General features: G+C 71.2%; 17 protein-coding genes. 14 read left to right on the top strand and 3 right to left on the bottom strand.

Annotated elements, in window-relative coordinates; all coding sequences use genetic code 11:
- Nucleotides 1-42: 42 nt before the first annotated feature.
- Nucleotides 43-750 (bottom strand): hypothetical protein, encoded by a 708-nt coding sequence (locus ACIOSR_RS07420; protein ID WP_123571577.1) that lies wholly within the window; start codon nt 748-750, stop codon nt 43-45.
- Nucleotides 751-936: 186 nt separating this feature from the next.
- On the opposite strand from ACIOSR_RS07420, the gene ACIOSR_RS07415 reads away from it, so the two are divergent.
- The 5 genes from ACIOSR_RS07415 to ACIOSR_RS07395 are packed head-to-tail and all read left to right on the top strand — an operon-like array spanning nt 937 to nt 6,366.
- A complete protein-coding gene (locus tag ACIOSR_RS07415; protein ID WP_402752259.1) occupies nt 937-1,557 on the top strand; it encodes a molybdenum cofactor guanylyltransferase in 621 nt (206 codons plus the stop codon).
- A 9-nt stretch (nt 1,558-1,566) separates the two neighbouring features.
- A complete protein-coding gene (locus tag ACIOSR_RS07410) occupies nt 1,567-1,824 on the top strand; it encodes a DUF6457 domain-containing protein (protein WP_158612919.1) in 258 nt (85 codons plus the stop codon).
- Complete coding sequence (locus tag ACIOSR_RS07405) at nt 1,821-2,996, top strand: molybdopterin molybdotransferase MoeA (RefSeq protein ID WP_402752258.1); 1,176 nt, start codon at nt 1,821-1,823, stop codon at nt 2,994-2,996. Before ACIOSR_RS07410 ends, ACIOSR_RS07405 begins: the two co-directional genes overlap by 4 nt.
- A 53-nt stretch (nt 2,997-3,049) precedes the next feature.
- On the top strand, nt 3,050-4,057 hold the full coding sequence (fdhD, locus tag ACIOSR_RS07400) for a formate dehydrogenase accessory sulfurtransferase FdhD (RefSeq protein WP_200413583.1): 1,008 nt from the start codon (nt 3,050-3,052) through the stop codon (nt 4,055-4,057).
- A complete protein-coding gene (locus ACIOSR_RS07395) occupies nt 4,054-6,366 on the top strand; it encodes an FdhF/YdeP family oxidoreductase (protein ID WP_402752257.1) in 2,313 nt (770 codons plus the stop codon). Before fdhD ends, ACIOSR_RS07395 begins: the two co-directional genes overlap by 4 nt.
- Nucleotides 6,367-6,417: 51 nt before the next feature.
- On the opposite strand, the gene ACIOSR_RS07390 is transcribed toward ACIOSR_RS07395, so the two are convergent.
- On the bottom strand, nt 6,418-7,131 hold the full coding sequence (locus tag ACIOSR_RS07390) for an MBL fold metallo-hydrolase (protein ID WP_402752256.1): 714 nt from the start codon (nt 7,129-7,131) through the stop codon (nt 6,418-6,420).
- Between the two features lie 53 nt (nt 7,132-7,184).
- On the opposite strand from ACIOSR_RS07390, the gene ACIOSR_RS07385 reads away from it, so the two are divergent.
- Nucleotides 7,185-7,733 (top strand): TetR/AcrR family transcriptional regulator, encoded by a 549-nt coding sequence (locus ACIOSR_RS07385; protein WP_159825655.1) that lies wholly within the window; start codon nt 7,185-7,187, stop codon nt 7,731-7,733.
- A gap of 34 nt (nt 7,734-7,767) precedes the next feature.
- Here ACIOSR_RS07385 and ACIOSR_RS07380 read toward each other — a convergent pair whose 3' ends face one another.
- Entirely contained in the window at nt 7,768-8,955 is a 1,188-nt protein-coding gene (locus tag ACIOSR_RS07380; RefSeq protein WP_402752255.1) for a N(5)-(carboxyethyl)ornithine synthase, read from the bottom strand.
- Nucleotides 8,956-9,054: 99 nt separating this feature from the next.
- On the opposite strand from ACIOSR_RS07380, the gene ACIOSR_RS07375 reads away from it, so the two are divergent.
- The 8 genes from ACIOSR_RS07375 to ACIOSR_RS07340 all read left to right on the top strand — a co-directional run bounded on the left by ACIOSR_RS07375 (nt 9,055) and on the right by ACIOSR_RS07340 (nt 14,135).
- Complete coding sequence (locus ACIOSR_RS07375) at nt 9,055-9,537, top strand: hypothetical protein (RefSeq protein ID WP_402752254.1); 483 nt, start codon at nt 9,055-9,057, stop codon at nt 9,535-9,537.
- The gene (locus ACIOSR_RS07370) at nt 9,537-10,826 is read left to right on the top strand and encodes a recombinase family protein (protein ID WP_402752253.1); all 1,290 of its coding nucleotides are present in this window, start codon (nt 9,537-9,539) and stop codon (nt 10,824-10,826) included. Before ACIOSR_RS07375 ends, ACIOSR_RS07370 begins: the two co-directional genes overlap by 1 nt.
- A 187-nt stretch (nt 10,827-11,013) precedes the next feature.
- Nucleotides 11,014-11,223, top strand: coding sequence for a hypothetical protein (locus ACIOSR_RS07365; RefSeq protein ID WP_402752252.1), 210 nt, complete (start codon nt 11,014-11,016; stop codon nt 11,221-11,223).
- 100 nt (nt 11,224-11,323) lie between these two features.
- On the top strand, nt 11,324-11,611 hold the full coding sequence (locus ACIOSR_RS07360) for a hypothetical protein (protein WP_402752251.1): 288 nt from the start codon (nt 11,324-11,326) through the stop codon (nt 11,609-11,611).
- 125 nt (nt 11,612-11,736) lie between these two features.
- Nucleotides 11,737-12,195: a hypothetical protein gene (locus tag ACIOSR_RS07355; RefSeq protein ID WP_402752250.1), complete on the top strand. Its 459-nt coding sequence runs from the start codon at nt 11,737-11,739 to the stop codon at nt 12,193-12,195.
- Complete coding sequence (locus tag ACIOSR_RS07350) at nt 12,192-12,809, top strand: hypothetical protein (RefSeq protein WP_402752249.1); 618 nt, start codon at nt 12,192-12,194, stop codon at nt 12,807-12,809. Before ACIOSR_RS07355 ends, ACIOSR_RS07350 begins: the two co-directional genes overlap by 4 nt.
- Before the next feature lie 127 nt (nt 12,810-12,936).
- Complete coding sequence (locus ACIOSR_RS07345; RefSeq protein ID WP_402752248.1) at nt 12,937-13,224, top strand: HNH endonuclease; 288 nt, start codon at nt 12,937-12,939, stop codon at nt 13,222-13,224.
- A gap of 443 nt (nt 13,225-13,667) precedes the next feature.
- Nucleotides 13,668-14,135 carry a toll/interleukin-1 receptor domain-containing protein gene (locus ACIOSR_RS07340; protein ID WP_402752247.1) on the top strand — a complete coding sequence of 156 codons (468 nt, stop codon included), beginning with the start codon at nt 13,668-13,670 and terminating at the stop codon, nt 14,133-14,135.
- Nucleotides 14,136-14,272 lie beyond the last annotated feature (137 nt).

Here is a 14,272-nt window from a genome sequence, read left to right as displayed (position 1 = left end):
GCCTGTTCGACCGGCACCGCGCCTCCTGGCGTCGGTGGCTCCTCAGCCCCAGAGGCGCGTGACGATCGATCCCATGAGGTCGTCGGTCGGGAAATTCCGTTGCGACACCGTGACGACGACGTCGTCGCGCACCAGCACGGTGTCCGCCATGTCGACGCCGTACATCGGGTGGGTCGTGACGTACTGGCAGAGCGAGCCGCCGTACGCCTCGGAGCAGTCGTAGACCACGCCGTCGAGCCAGAAGACCGAGGTGGGTTCGCGTCCCTCGGCGAGCCAGGCGGGATACGCCGCGGCCGTCGCGGCGTCCACCGTGCTGACGTCGGCGAAGAGGCCCGTGACGTCGGCCCGCACGTCGGCCCAGCCACAGCGGAGCACCTGGGCGGACGCCACGACGTCCCTCAGGTCGGCGTCGGCGCCGGGTGCCGTGGGAGCGACCTGTCCCATCGGCTGACCGAAGTAGGCGGGGTCGTTGAGGGGGGCGTCGCCCATCGTGGCGGCGTAGGTCGCGGCGTCCACCAGGTCGGTGCAGTCCGTCGGGATCGACACGGGCCGCGTCGTCGGGGTCTGCGACGGAGTCGCCGTCGGGGTCTCCGACGGGGTCGCCGTGGCCTCGGGCGAGGCGGCGACGTCGGTCGCCGGGGCGGTCGGACCGGACGTCGACGCACCCGCTCCACCCGTCGCCGGCGCGCAACCGGCCAGCAGTCCGGCCAGCGCCAGACCGACGAGGGCGGTGTTCACGGAACGCTTCATGGTCGTCTCCCCCTAGCAGGCCGATGCCGGACCGGTCTGTCGGCTGATGTCTCCAGCCTATCGACGACGACGCGAGGAAGCCTCGGCTCCGAGGACGACAACGGATCATCCTCCGGGATGGCCTCGCCCCGGGGACGCCGGTCGAGGGCAGGTCTAGGCTCGCGGCGTGGACGCGGGAGGCAGGGCATGACCGGGGACGCCGGGTTCGACGCCGTCCTGCTCGCCGGGGGTCGCGCCTCCCGGGTGCACGGTGCCGACAAGACCGGCTTCACGAGTGGCGACGCGACGCTCCTCGACCGGGCCGTCCAGGCGGCGACCGGAGCCCGGACCCTCGTCGTGGTCGGCCTGCGCGACGGTCGGGTGCCGCCCGCCGGAGCCCTGCTCACCCGTGAGGAGCCCGCCTGGTCCGGGCCGGTGGCCGCCCTCGCGGCCGGTCTCGCCGTCGTCGGCGACCCGGCACCGTGGGCACTCGTGCTGGCCTGCGACCTGCCGCGGGCGCCCGAGGCCGTGGCGGCCCTCCTCGCCGGCGGCGCCGAGGACGACGAACACCGGGATGGCCGGCTCGCCGTCGACTCGGACGGGCGACGTCAGCCACTGCTCGCTCTCTACCGGACCGACGCCCTGCGGACGCGACTCGGAGGACTGCGGGCCGACGGCCCCCTCGAGGGCCTGTCGCTCCGCCGTCTGCTCGACGGGCTCGACCTGCTCGAGGTCCCCGTGCCCGACGCGCTCTGCGCCGACGTCGACACCGTCGCCGACGCCGACCGCCTGGGTGTCGTCCGGCGCGAGGCCGACGCGACTGGTTGAGTGTCGACCATGACCGACACACCTGCCGAACTCGACGCCTGGGCCGCACGACTCGTCCGGGCCCTGGGCCTGCCCGACGACTTCGTGGTCGACGTCCCCGTGGTTCTCGACCTCGCCCGCGACGCGGCGCACGGCGTCGCCCGCCCGGCCGCCCCGCTGACGACGTTCCTCGTCGGCTACGCCGCGGGGCTCGCCGGCGGCTCGCAGGCCGAGCTGGACCGGGCCACCGCGACCGCCACCGCCCTGGCCACGGCCGACCCGGCGTGACGGTCCGGCGGGCCGACTGGCGGGTGGCCCGCGCCGAGGCGTCCGACGCCGCCCGGGCCCTGCCCCGCGACCTCGAGACCGTCGTGCTCGCCGACGCGGTCGGTCGCACGCTGGCCCGGGACGCCACGAGCCTCGCGCGCGTGCCCGGCTCCGACGTCTCGGCGATGGACGGCTGGGCGGTCGCCGGCGAGGGCCCCTGGCGACTCGGCCCGTCGATCGTCGCGGGCCGGGTCGCCGACGACGACGGCGGGTCGCTGCCGACCGGGGTCGCGCGACCGGTCACCACGGGCGCCGTCGTCCCGGACGGGACGGACCGGGTGCTGCGCTCGGAGTCCGGGCACGTGGCCGACGGCGTCCTGACGGCCGACGACGACCCCCGCCGCCCGCCGCACGTCCGGCGGGCCGGAGAAGAGATCGACCGCGGCGACGCCCTGATCACCGCGGGCACGCTCCTCACCCCGCCCCGCGTCGCCGTGCTGGCCCTCGGCGGGCACGACGCCGTGCCCGTGGTGACCCGCCCGACGGTGGCCCTGGCCGTGCTCGGCGACGAGGTCGTGGCCGAGGGCGTGCCCGAGCGCGGCACGGTCCGCGACGTGTTCTCGGTGCCGGTGCCGCGCCTCCTCGGCTCCCTCGGCACGGCGTCCGCGACCACGACGCGGGTGGCCGACGACCTCGACGCGACGATCGCCGCCCTCGACCGCCCGGACCGTCGCCTCGTGGTGACGACCGGCGGCACCGCGCACGGCCCGACCGACCACGTCCGCGCCGCCCTCGACCGGCTGGGCGCCGACCTGGTGGTCGACGGTCTCGCGATGCGTCCGGGGCAGCCCCTGGTCGTGGCGCGCCGCGGCGACACGGTCTACCTGTGCCTGCCGGGCAACCCGATGGCCGCCTACGTGGGGCTCGTGGTCGTGGGGACCGCGGTGGTGGACGGCCTCCTCGGGAGGCGACCCGCGCCTCCCGGGTCCGTCACGCTCGCCGTCGACGTGGCCCACCCCCGACCCGGCGCGCTCGTGCAGGCGTACCGGGCGACCCCGGACGGAGCCGTGCCGACCGAGCGCCAGTCGTCGGCGATGCTGCGCGGCCTGGCCGACGCCGACGGGCTGCTCGTCGTGCCCGAGGGCGGGGCGCGGGCGGGCGACGTCGTCCCCTCGCTCGGCCTCCCGTGGTGAGGCGCGGACCCCGCCGGCTTTCGATTCCGGGGTTCGAGGGGTAGACCTGACCCATGGCACGCATCACGTCCCGCAAACCGGTGACCCGCATCACGGTCGGTGACGACGGCAGCGCGGGCGTCCGCAAGACCATGGACACCCTCGCGGTCGAGGAACCCCTCGAGATCCGCGTCGGCGGCACGTCGCTCGCCATCACCATGCGCACGCCCGGTCACGACTTCGACCTGGCCGCGGGGTTCCTCGTGTCCGAGGCCGTCATCTCGACCGGTGACGAGTTCTTCGCCGCCCGCTACTGCGCCGGGGCCACCGCCGAGGGGCTCAACACGTACAACGTGCTCGACGTCACGCTCGCGCCCGGGGTGCCGGCGCCCGACCCGAGCCTCGAGCGGGCGTTCTACACGACCAGCTCGTGCGGGCTGTGCGGCAAGGCCTCGATCGACGCCGTCCGCACGACGTCGCAGCACGACGTGCGGCACGACCCCCTCGTCGTCGACCCCGCCCTGCTCGCCACCTTCCCCGACCGCCTGCGCGAGGGCCAGGACGTGTTCGAGAAGACCGGCGGGCTCCACGCCGCTGCACTCTTCGACGGCCGCACGGGCGAGCTGCTCGTCCTGCGCGAGGACGTCGGTCGGCACAACGCCGTCGACAAGGTCGTCGGCTGGGCCGTCAAGGAGGCGCGGCTGCCGTTGGGCGGGACCGTCCTGATGGTCTCGGGTCGCGCCTCGTTCGAGCTCACGCAGAAGGCGTCGATGGCCGGCATCCCGGTGCTCGCCGCCGTGTCGGCACCGTCGTCGCTCGCCGTCGACCTCGCGACCGAGCTGGGCGTCACGATCGTGGGGTTCCTCCGCGGCCGGTCGATGGTCGTCTACTCGCGACCGGACCGGTTGGGCGAGCCCGACGGGACCGAGCCGTCGGCCCACTCGCGCGATGTCGACAACGCGACCCGCGCCTCCTCGTCCCCCGACGCTGCTCACGCCGCCGACGCCCACGCCCCCGACTCCCCCGGCGGCGCGACGCGCGCCTCCTCGCCCGTCCCCCTGACGATCGGAACCAGACCGTGACCGAGAAACCCCCCGTCTCCGACGTGACCGATGCCGACATCGAGGTCGGCCCCCCGCGCGAGTGGGCCGCCGGCGTGCCCGGCGTGCTGCACTCGATGGACCCGGCCATCAAGCAGCTCGGGCTGGCCCGCACCGTCAAGCTCATGACGTCGCTGAACCAGAAGGACGGCTTCGACTGCATGAGCTGCGCCTGGCCCGACCCGAACCACCGCAAGGTCGCCGAGTTCTGCGAGAACGGCGCCAAGGCGGTCACCTGGGAGGCCAACCCGGTGCTCGTGCCCGACACGTTCTGGGCCGAGCACTCGGTGACCGACCTGCTCGACAAGACCGAGTACTGGCTCGGCATGCAGGGCCGCCTCACCAAGCCCGTGCACAAGCCCGCCGGCAGCGACCACTACCGCGAGGTGTCGTGGGACGAGGCGTTCCGCATCGTCGGCGACAAGCTGAGGTCGCTCGACAGCCCGGACGAGGCGTCGTTCTACACCTCGGGCCGCACCTCGAACGAGGCGGCCTTCGCGTACCAGCTGTTCGTGCGCGCCTTCGGCACGAACAACCTGCCCGACTGCTCGAACATGTGCCACGAGTCGACGAGCCTCGCCATGGCCGAGGTGGTCGGCATCGGCAAGTCGACCATCGCCTACGACGACTTCGAGCAGGCCGACCTGATCGTCATCCTCGGGCAGAACCCGGGCACCAACCACCCGCGCATGCTGACGGCCCTCGAGGACGCCAAGCTCAAGGGCGCGAAGATCGTGGCGGTCAACCCGCTGCCCGAGGCCGGCCTGCGTCGCTACAAGAACCCGCAGCTGCCGCGCGGCGTCGCGGGTCGCGGCACGGAGATCGCCGACCAGTTCCTGCAGATCCGGCTCGGTGGCGACATGGCACTGCTGCAGGCCGTCGCCAAGCGCGTCCTCGAGGCCGAGGACGCCGCCCCCGGCACGGTGCTCGACCACGAGTTCCTGGCCGAGCACACCGTCGGGCTCGAGGCCTTCCGCGGGCACATCGCGCAGGTCGACGACGACGAGGTGCTGCTGGCGACCGGGCTCGACCGGGCCGAGATCGACGAGCTGGCCGACCGCTACCTGGCCTCGGACCGCGTGATCATCACCTGGGCGATGGGCATCACGCAGCACCGCAAGGCCGTCGACACCATCAAGGAGATCATCAACCTGCTGCTCCTGCGCGGCAACATCGGCAAGCCGGGTGCCGGCGCCTCGCCGATCCGGGGGCACAGCAACGTGCAGGGCGACCGCACGATGGGCATCTGGGAGCAGGTCTCGGACGAGTTCCTCGACGCCCTGCAGAAGGAGTTCCGCTTCGACCCGCCGCGCGAGCACGGCGTCGACGCCCTCAAGGGCATCAAGGCCATGCAGGAGGGGCGGATCAAGTTCTGGATGGGCATGGGCGGCAACCTCGTGGCCGCGATCTCGGACACCCAGCTCGCCGAGGCCGCGATGCGCGGGACCGACATGACCGTCCAGGTGTCGACGAAGCTGAACCGCTCGCACGCCGTGGTCGGCGCCGAGGCGCTCATCCTGCCGACGCTCGGCCGCACCGAGATCGACGTGCAGGAGGCCGGGCCGCAGTTCGTCTCGGTCGAGGACACCGTGTGCTCGGTGCACGGCAGCCACGGCCAGGTGCCGCCGGTCGCGCCCGACCTGCTCAGCGAGGTCGCCATCGTCAGTCGCCTGGCGCGGGCGACGCTCGGCGACCGGGCCGACCTCGAGATCGACTGGAAGGGCTTCGAGGACGACTACGACACGTTGCGCGACCACATCAGCCGGGTCGTGCCGGGCTTCGAGCGCTACAGCGAGCGGGTGCGCAGCCGTGACGGCTTCGTGCTGCCGAACGGGCCGCGCGACTCGCGGACCTTCGCGACGAAGGTCGGCAAGGCGATGATCACGGTCAACGACCTCGAGCACGTCGAACGACCCGAGGGGACGCTGCTGCTGCAGACCCTGCGCTCGCACGACCAGTACAACACCACGATCTACAGCCTCAACGACCGCTACCGCGGCATCAAGAAGGGTCGGCACGTGGTGTTCGTCAACCCGCTCGACCTCGACGACCTCGGGCTCACCGACGGCCAGAAGGTCGACGTGTCGACGGTCTGGACCGACGACGTCGAGCGGGTGCTCCGCGACTACCGCATCGTCGCCTACCCCACGGCCCGCGGGTGCGCCGCCGCGTACTTCCCCGAGGCGAACGTGCTCGTGCCGCTCGACAGCGCGTCGATCGGCAGCAACACCCCGGTGTCGAAGGCCGTGCTGGTGCGGGTGACGCCGGCGGCGGTGCCGGTCGGGGTCTGACCCCGGGTCGGCCCGACGCCGGGCGGCGCCGTCCGAGCCGGCCCGGTCGGGTCAGCGGGCGGCGGCGCGGACGGCGGTGACGGCCGCGGCCACGCCACCGTCCCAGGGAGCGCCGTGGCCCGGCAGCACCCAGGTCGCACCGGTCCCGAGCAGGGCGTCGAGCGAGGCGAGGGCCCGCTCGGGCTCGTCGGTGAACGGAGCCGGGGCGGGCCCGACGTGCCCGGTCGTCACGTGGCGCGTGGTCAGGGCGTCGCCCACGAACACGGCGTCGACGCCCGGGACGAAGACGGCGATGCTGCCCTCGGAATGCCCGGGCATCGGGATGATCCGAGGCGCACCCGGCAGGTCGAGCGTCTCGCCCCCGTGCACCTCGACGACCTCGGTGAGCCACGCGGTCCTCGCCCCGCCCTTGCGCAGGCTGTAGCCGGCGAACCCCAGCAGGGGGCCGAGCTTCATCGGCGGCATGCCGTTCTTCGGCTTCGGCCCGCCCTTCGCCCGCGAGGCGTCGGCGGCGTGGACGTACACGGGCACCCCGTGTTCGCGACGCAGCCGCTCGGCGAAGCCGACGTGGTCGGAGTCACCGTGGGTGAGGACGACGCCCTTCACGTCGTCGAGGGTGCGTCCGACGGAGGCCAGCTCGGAGACGAGTTCGGACCAGAGGCCGGGCAGACCGGCGTCGATCACGGTCACGCCCTCGGGCGTGACGACGAGGTACGCGGCGACGATGTCGTTGCCGATGCGGTGAAGGGAGGGGGCGAGTTCCATGATGGCTACGGTAGTTAGCCATCATGGCTATTGTCAATAGCTATACTCGACGGATGCCCACACCCGACCGCACCTCACCCGACGCCATCCTGCTCGCCGCGCGCGAGCTGCTCGAGGCCGACGGCCCGTCCGGCCTCACGATGGCCGCGGTCGCGGCACGGGTCGGCGTGCGTGCGCCCTCGCTCTACAAGAGGGTCGAGAACCGGGAGGCGCTGCTGCGGTCGGTCGCGGAGGCCACCCTCACCGACCTGGCCGCGCGGCTCGACGGGGCGGGGTCGGCCCGCGAGGTGCTCGACGCCTTCCGGGCCTTCGGGCACGAACGTCCGGCCGCGTTCCAACTGGTCATGACGCCCGGGCCCGGCGTCCCCACCGCGCGACGCGAGTTCGGCGCCGCGGCGAGCGCGGCCGCCCTCCGGGTCGGCGAGCAGCTCGTCGGGCCGGCGCACGCCCTGGACGCCGCCCGCACCCTCACGGCATGGGTGGCGGGCTTCGTCATCATGGAGCTCAACGGCGGCTTCCAGCTGGGCGGCGACGTCGACGAGGCGTGGGACTTCGGGGCCGGGCGCGTCCTCGCGGCCCTCGCCGCGCCTCCTGCGGTCTGAGCCGTCCCCGCGACCGCCCGGCCTGCGGCTCCGCTCAGTCGAGCGGTGCGTGCGGGTACGAGGAGGCGCGGTGCTGGAACTCGAGGATCGCCTCGTTCTCGACCCGCCCCTCCGCGATCTCGACGGCGCGGCGGATCGTGTCGGACGCCGCCCACGAGGTCGGCCCCTCCATGACGGTGCGGAGGAACGGGAGGAGGGCTTCGCTGATCTCCCACGTCGTGGAGTTCCAGAGGAGCGACGGGCTGTGGTCGACGGCGTAGTAGTTCGTGGTGGCGCCCACCGTGACGAGCGGTTCGGCGAACGTCGTGGCGCGGGCCCAGTCGAAGCCCATGCCCTCGTCCACCGAGACGTCGACGATGAGGCTGCCGGGGCGGAAGGCGTCGAGGTCGGTCTCGCGCAGGTAGGTGAGCGGGGCGTTCGGGTCCTGGAGGGTGCAGTTGACGACGATGTCGGCTGCGGCGAGGAACGGAGCGAGGGCGATCGGCCCGTCGGGGGTGTTCACGGTGCTGGCACCGGGCGTCTCGGGGTCGTGTTCGAACTGGAAGATGTCGACCGACGGGATCGGCGAGCCGACGGCGGCGATGTTGCGGTTCGTCAGGACGCGCACGTCGTGGATGCCGTGGGCGTTGAGGGCCGTGACGGCGCCGCGGGCGGTGGCGCCGAAGCCGATGACGACGGCGCTGAGGCGACGGCCGTAGTCGCCGGTCGAGCCGCAGAGCTGGAGGGCGTGCAGCACCGAGCAGTAGCCGGCGAGCTCGTTGTTCTTGTGGAAGACGTGCAGGCCGTAGCCGCCGTCGGACTGCCAGTGGTTCATGGCCTCCCACGCGATGAGGGTGAGCCGTTTGTCGATGGCGAGCTGGGTGATCTCGCGGTCCTGGACGCAGTGCGGCCAGCCCCAGAGGGTCTGACCGTCGCGCAGGCCCTCGAGGTCGGCGGCCTGGGGCTTGGGCAGCAGGACGACGTCGCTGTCCGCGACGATCTGCTCGCGGTCGGCCATCGCCACGAGGGATTCGAGGTCGGCGTCGGGGATGCCGAAGCGCAGGCCGTAGCCGCGCTCGAGGGTCATGCTCGCGCGCAGGTCGGCGTCGATGCGGTCGAGGTGGGCGGGGTGGATCGGCAGGCGCCGCTCGTCGGGCTTGCGCGAGGTGGCCAGGACGCCGAGGCGCAGCAGTGCGGGGGCGCCGGAGGTGGTGCCGGTGGGCGGGGAATCCGTTTGGCTCATGCTTGAGAGTAGATGAGTGGCGCTCGCCCCGAGCCCGCGGGTCAGTTATTGAAGCGGAACTCCACCACGTTCCGTCGCAGTTAGACATATGCTCTCGGCATGACCTCACGCGCCCTTGTCGTGCCCGTCCTCGCGGCGCTCCTCATCCTGACCGGCTGCACCACCGCCGACCAGCCCTCGAGCGAGGGGTCGTCGGCAAGCGGCGGACCGTCAGCGGACTGGACACCGATGGCGAAGTCGCCTCGACCGACGGCGACCTCGACGCCAGCCCCGGCACCCGCGCCGGCACCAGAGCCGACGCCCACCGCTGAGACCTTCGTGACCAAGGTCGAGTTCCTGGGCTCTGGTGAGGCCACCGTCGTCTACAACCGCGAGGGCACGCAGAGCCAGGAGAACGTGACTCTCCCCTACGAGCATGTCTACCGCTCGGGCGAGTACGACCTCTCGGACCCGTACCTCGCGGCGGGGACCGCGAGCCTGTCGGGCGGGAATGCGGGCTGCCGCATCACGCTCAACAACCAAGTCGTGGACGAGATACTGCCGACCCCGACGCAGACCAGCGCGTTCTGCACCACGCTCTAATGACCTCGCGCGCAGCCCTCTACCTCCGTCAGTCGAAGGGCGACGAGCAGGGCATCGACCGCCAGCTAGAGCGCACCCGCTCGCTTGCCGAGCTTCGAGGCTGGACCGTCGCGGGCGAGTACGTCGACAACGACGTGTCCGCTTCGAAGGCACGAGGAGCCGGCACGGCTTGGGGCCGGATGCTGGCCGACGCTGACGCTGGCCTCGTGGACGTCGTGGTGGCCGTGGACCTCGACCGGCTCCTCCGCTCGACGCGCGACCTGAACACCCTGATCGACCACGGCCTCCAGGTCGTGACCGTGAACGGCGAGATTGACCTCTCCACCGCGGACGGCGAGTTCCGCGGCGCGATGCTCGCCTCCATCGCCCGCTTCGAGGTGCGCCGGAAGGGCGAGCGCCAGACGCGCGCGAACGCGGACCGGGCGGCACGGGGCGGCATCCCGAAGGGCGTCCGGCTCACCGGCTACACGACGGCGGGCGAGGTCGTCGAGGACGAGGCCGCGCGCATTCGCGCGATGTTCGAGCAGTTCGCCGCGGGCGACACCCTCCGGACCCTCGCTCACCGGCACGAGTCCACGCCGTCGAGCGTGCGGACCGCGCTGACGAATGCCCGCTACGCCGGGCGGCGGGTCTACAAGGGCGAGGTCGTCGGGCAGGGCGCATGGGAGCCCATTGTCAGCGGTGACCTGTTCGACCTCGTGAGCCGGAAGCTCAGCGACCCGACGAGGGTGGCGAACCGAACGGGCTCGACGGCGCGGAAGGCCCTCGGGACCTCCCTGTTCGTCTGCGAGTGCGGATCGACCGTGCGGACCGCCGGCAGCGGTGGCCGGTACTGGTGCCCTTCATGCGGCCTGGTCCGGACGATGGGCCCGGTCGACGACTACGTGCTCGCCGTGCTCTACGCCCGCCTGGGGCGTCAGGATGCCCGGCACGCCCTCGCGCCCAGCCCCGACCTCGATCCCCTGCGAGTCGAAGCCGAGGCCTTGCGTGGGCGCAAGTCCGACCTGGCCGGGCTCCTCGCGGACGGCACGCTCAGCCCCTCCGACGTGAAGGCAGCCGCCGCAAAGCTCACCGCCCGCATTGAGGACCTGGACCGGCAGATCGCGGCCATCGTGTCGCCGGCCCTCACGGGGATCACCAAGGACGAGCTTGCCGCGGGCCTCGACGCTCTCTCGCTCGACCGACGCCGTGCACTCATCGACGCATTCATGGTCGTCACGCTGCACCGCGGAACGAGGGGCAGCCGAACGTTTGACCCGTCATCTGTCGTCATAACCTGGCGTTCGTGAGGTACATCTGTACCACAAAAACCCAGGTCAAACCGTACTACGGATTGCGCGCGTATCGCGCATCACTTAATCTGGACACACCTCGCCGCGCGAGGCTAGTTCGACAGCAACAGACGTAGACCGCCGTCAGGGCGGAAACCGATCCCGTCGAAGGCACGCGGCTCCATTTCGTCATTTGGAGCCTTCCGTGCCAACTACTCCTGACATCGAGCACGACTCGGGACGGGTCGCCGCCCTCAGCCGGTGGAGCCCTGACAGTCCCGACCTCACCGAGGCACGAGCCAACCTCGCTACCGCCAAGATCACCAGGCACATCGAGAAGGTCGTGGCCGAAGCGCCGCCCCTCACGTCCAGCCAGATCGCACGCATCACCGCAGCCCTGGGCGGTGCCAAGTGATCGAGCTGACCATGAGCGCCGAGCTGGCGCAGCAAATGAACGACTGGGCGACCGACCCAGCCCTCCACGCACTCCTCGCCAAGGCCGCCGAGGTGACCCGATGAAGGTCACGCAGCAGGTCCCCAAGGGCTGGACTCTCGAGGACGAGCAGAGCTGGCAGGACCTCTGCGAGGAGGTCGACACCTACGAGTATCTGGTCTACGTCGAGACAGGCGGGCACCGTCCGTTCGACCTGTGGCGTGAGCGCGAGCTGACTGACGCCGAGCCGGCCGGCTGCAGCACACGCCACCCCTCGACCTGGGCCGAGATACAATGCCGACCAGTTGGCCCCGTCGACACGTGGGTGCCCGCACACCTGCCGTACGACCCCAACAGGTTCCGACCGTGAGCGGCGGTGACGATTGGTTCACGATCGACCTCAGCGGGATCACTGACGACGCCAGGCAGGGCGCGCCGACACCTCCGCTCGAACGAGGCCCCACGCCACCGCCCCAGCCGTTCTGGGAGCGCTACATGGCGATGAGCCCCAGCGAGCAGATGGCCGTCTCGCCCGAGTTCATGGCAGCGAGGAAGGCCGAGGGCGACCAGTACGACGCTTGGGCTTCGGACGCTACTCCGGGGCCGGACGAGCCCGATGTCCTGATGTTCGTCGACCTGCTCGACCTCGACTCATCCGACCCTGTGGTGGCGACCATCGGGCAGCGGGTGGACGGGCTCGGACTCCTCTACGCAGGGGCCGTGAACGGGCTAATCGGTGACCCGGAACAGGGCAAGTCCCTCGTGGCCCTCGCGCTGGCTCTTCAGGTCGCTCAAGACGGCGGCACGGTCGTCTGGCTCGACCTCGACCACAACGGAGCGAGGGCGTTCCGAGGGCGCGTCGAGTCGCTGGGTGGCAAGGCGCACCTCGACCGGTTCCGATTCGCTCAGCCCGACGAGAAGGCGGGCGTCCTGGCCGTCGTCGAGTGGTCGTGAGCGAGGGCGCTGACCTGTTCGTCGTGGACTCGATGGGCGAGCTTCTGCCCATATTCGGGGCGTCGTCCGACTCCTCGGACGAGTACACCAAGGTGCACCGCGCCGTGCTCACGGCAGCGGCTCGAGCAGGGGCGGCGGTGCTCACCATCGACCACCTCGCCAAGGGCTCCGAGAGTCGCGCCTTCGGTGGCACCGGCACCATCGCCAAGAAGCGGGCGGTCGACGGCGCGCTGTACCGCGTGGAGGCCAGCCAGGCGTTCGCGCCGGGCAAGGGTGGAGCCGCGAGCGTGCGTCTGCTAAAGGACCGGCACGGCTCGGTGCGAGGCGGGCTCGACGCCAGCAGCAACGGCGTCCGAGAGCCCACGGTCACGACGTTCGTCATCGACGCACCGACCAGCGACTGGAGGTTCGATGCTCCGGGTCCCGTCCTCACGGAGGCGCAGCTCGAGGACGCGAAGGCGCGGGTGGACGCTGCCCGGCTCGACCTCCTGAACCCGCCTCCGACGTCGCAGCGAGACGTGCAGACACGCATGAAGTGGGGCGGATCACGGGCCCTCGTGGCCCTCAACGAGTGGAAGTCCCAGCGCTCCGGGAGCGCTCCCGTCGCTCCTTAGGAGCAGGGCCGGGGAGTGCTCCTATGCTCCGCCGACCTATAGGGAGGCGGAGCAGGGAGCACCCCGGAGAGGCCGAAAGAGCAGGGCCTCCGGGAAAGACCTGGAGGAGCAAAGGCAGGAGCAGCAGATGAGCATCCACCACCGCTCCGGCGGGTGGACCAGCAAGGACCTACGGAAGTGGAAGCCCCGGATCGCAGCCACCCTGCCCGCGCCCTGCACCGTGTGCGGCAGAACCGTGGCCGAGGAGATGGCGTGGCAGGTGGACCACATCGTGCCGCTCAGCCTGGGCGGGGACAGCAGCAGCGCGAACCTCGGTCCAGCCCACCGCACCTGCAACGCGAGGGCAGGTGGCCGGCTCGGTGCAGCCGAGACGAACGCAGCGAAGAAGACAGCGCGGCGACTGCCGAACTGGTGAACGACGAGACGAGACGACGAGATGACGAACGACCCCGAGATTTTTGGCTGAGAGCGTCGCTACCCCGAGCTTCGCCAGCGCATCGAAGACCCTGGGATGGAACACGACGGGCCCAGCCGCCACGCCTGAGTCGGATTGCTAGTGACGGCAGTTGCGGAGAGGCAACGAGAAAGTCTAGGAAGGTCACTTACCCTACGGACATGTCACGATGCACAGCACCTAGTCAAGGTCACCGCACCGCTAGTGGACGCGCCGCCTGTCCGTCATGCGGAGGCCGGGGGTCGTACGGCTCCTCATACCCGTCCTATCCCTCCTACACGTCAACCCCGAGTCGGCCCTCAGGGAGCGGTGGAGGGAGCCGGAGCAGCACCTCGGGCGGTGGAACTTCACGTCGGACCAGGGCTGGCGGAACAGTTTCCTTCACGTCGGCGGAGTGGCGCGGGATGCAGCCATACGCCGAAAAGGCTGTGGAGCAAGCCCGGGTCAACCCGGATCGACGGGACCTGTTCCTCTGCCATGCATGGGACGATCGACAGGGCGCCGCAGCCGAGCTGAGGACGTCCCTCAAAACCAATGGGGCATCGGTGTGGTTCTCCGAGGACGACATTCCCCTCGGCTCCCTCATGCTCCGCGAAATCGACAAGGGACTTCGCAACTCTCGCATCGGCATCGTCTTGGTCACCCCCGCCCTGCTCAAGAGCATTGAGAAGGAGGGAATCGCCGAGAAGGAATTGGCGGTCCTTCTGAACCACCAGCGGGTCATCCCAGTCACGCACGGCGTCACCTACGAACAGCTTCTGGACATCAGCCCGATGCTGGCCTCACACGCGGGCCTAAACACCGCTGAATCCTCACTCGATGATGTCGCGGCCAAGCTGGCTGCGACTGCCGCGGCCCTCCCCGTCACGTAAGGCCGGGTAAGAGGGGTCAAGCTGCGTCCCACTCTTGAGCGCGATGCTAAGCATCTAGGGTCAAGCTGCGTCCTACTCTTGAGCGCGATGCTAAGCATCTAGGGTCAAGCTGTGACGGAACTCGGCTACGTCACCTC

It is taken from the genome of Frigoribacterium sp. NPDC087798 (assembly GCF_044742985.1).
Lineage (GTDB): Bacteria > Actinomycetota > Actinomycetes > Actinomycetales > Microbacteriaceae > Frigoribacterium.
Note: the sequence above shows the minus strand (reverse complement) of the source record. Positions and strands in the feature narration are given on the sequence as shown.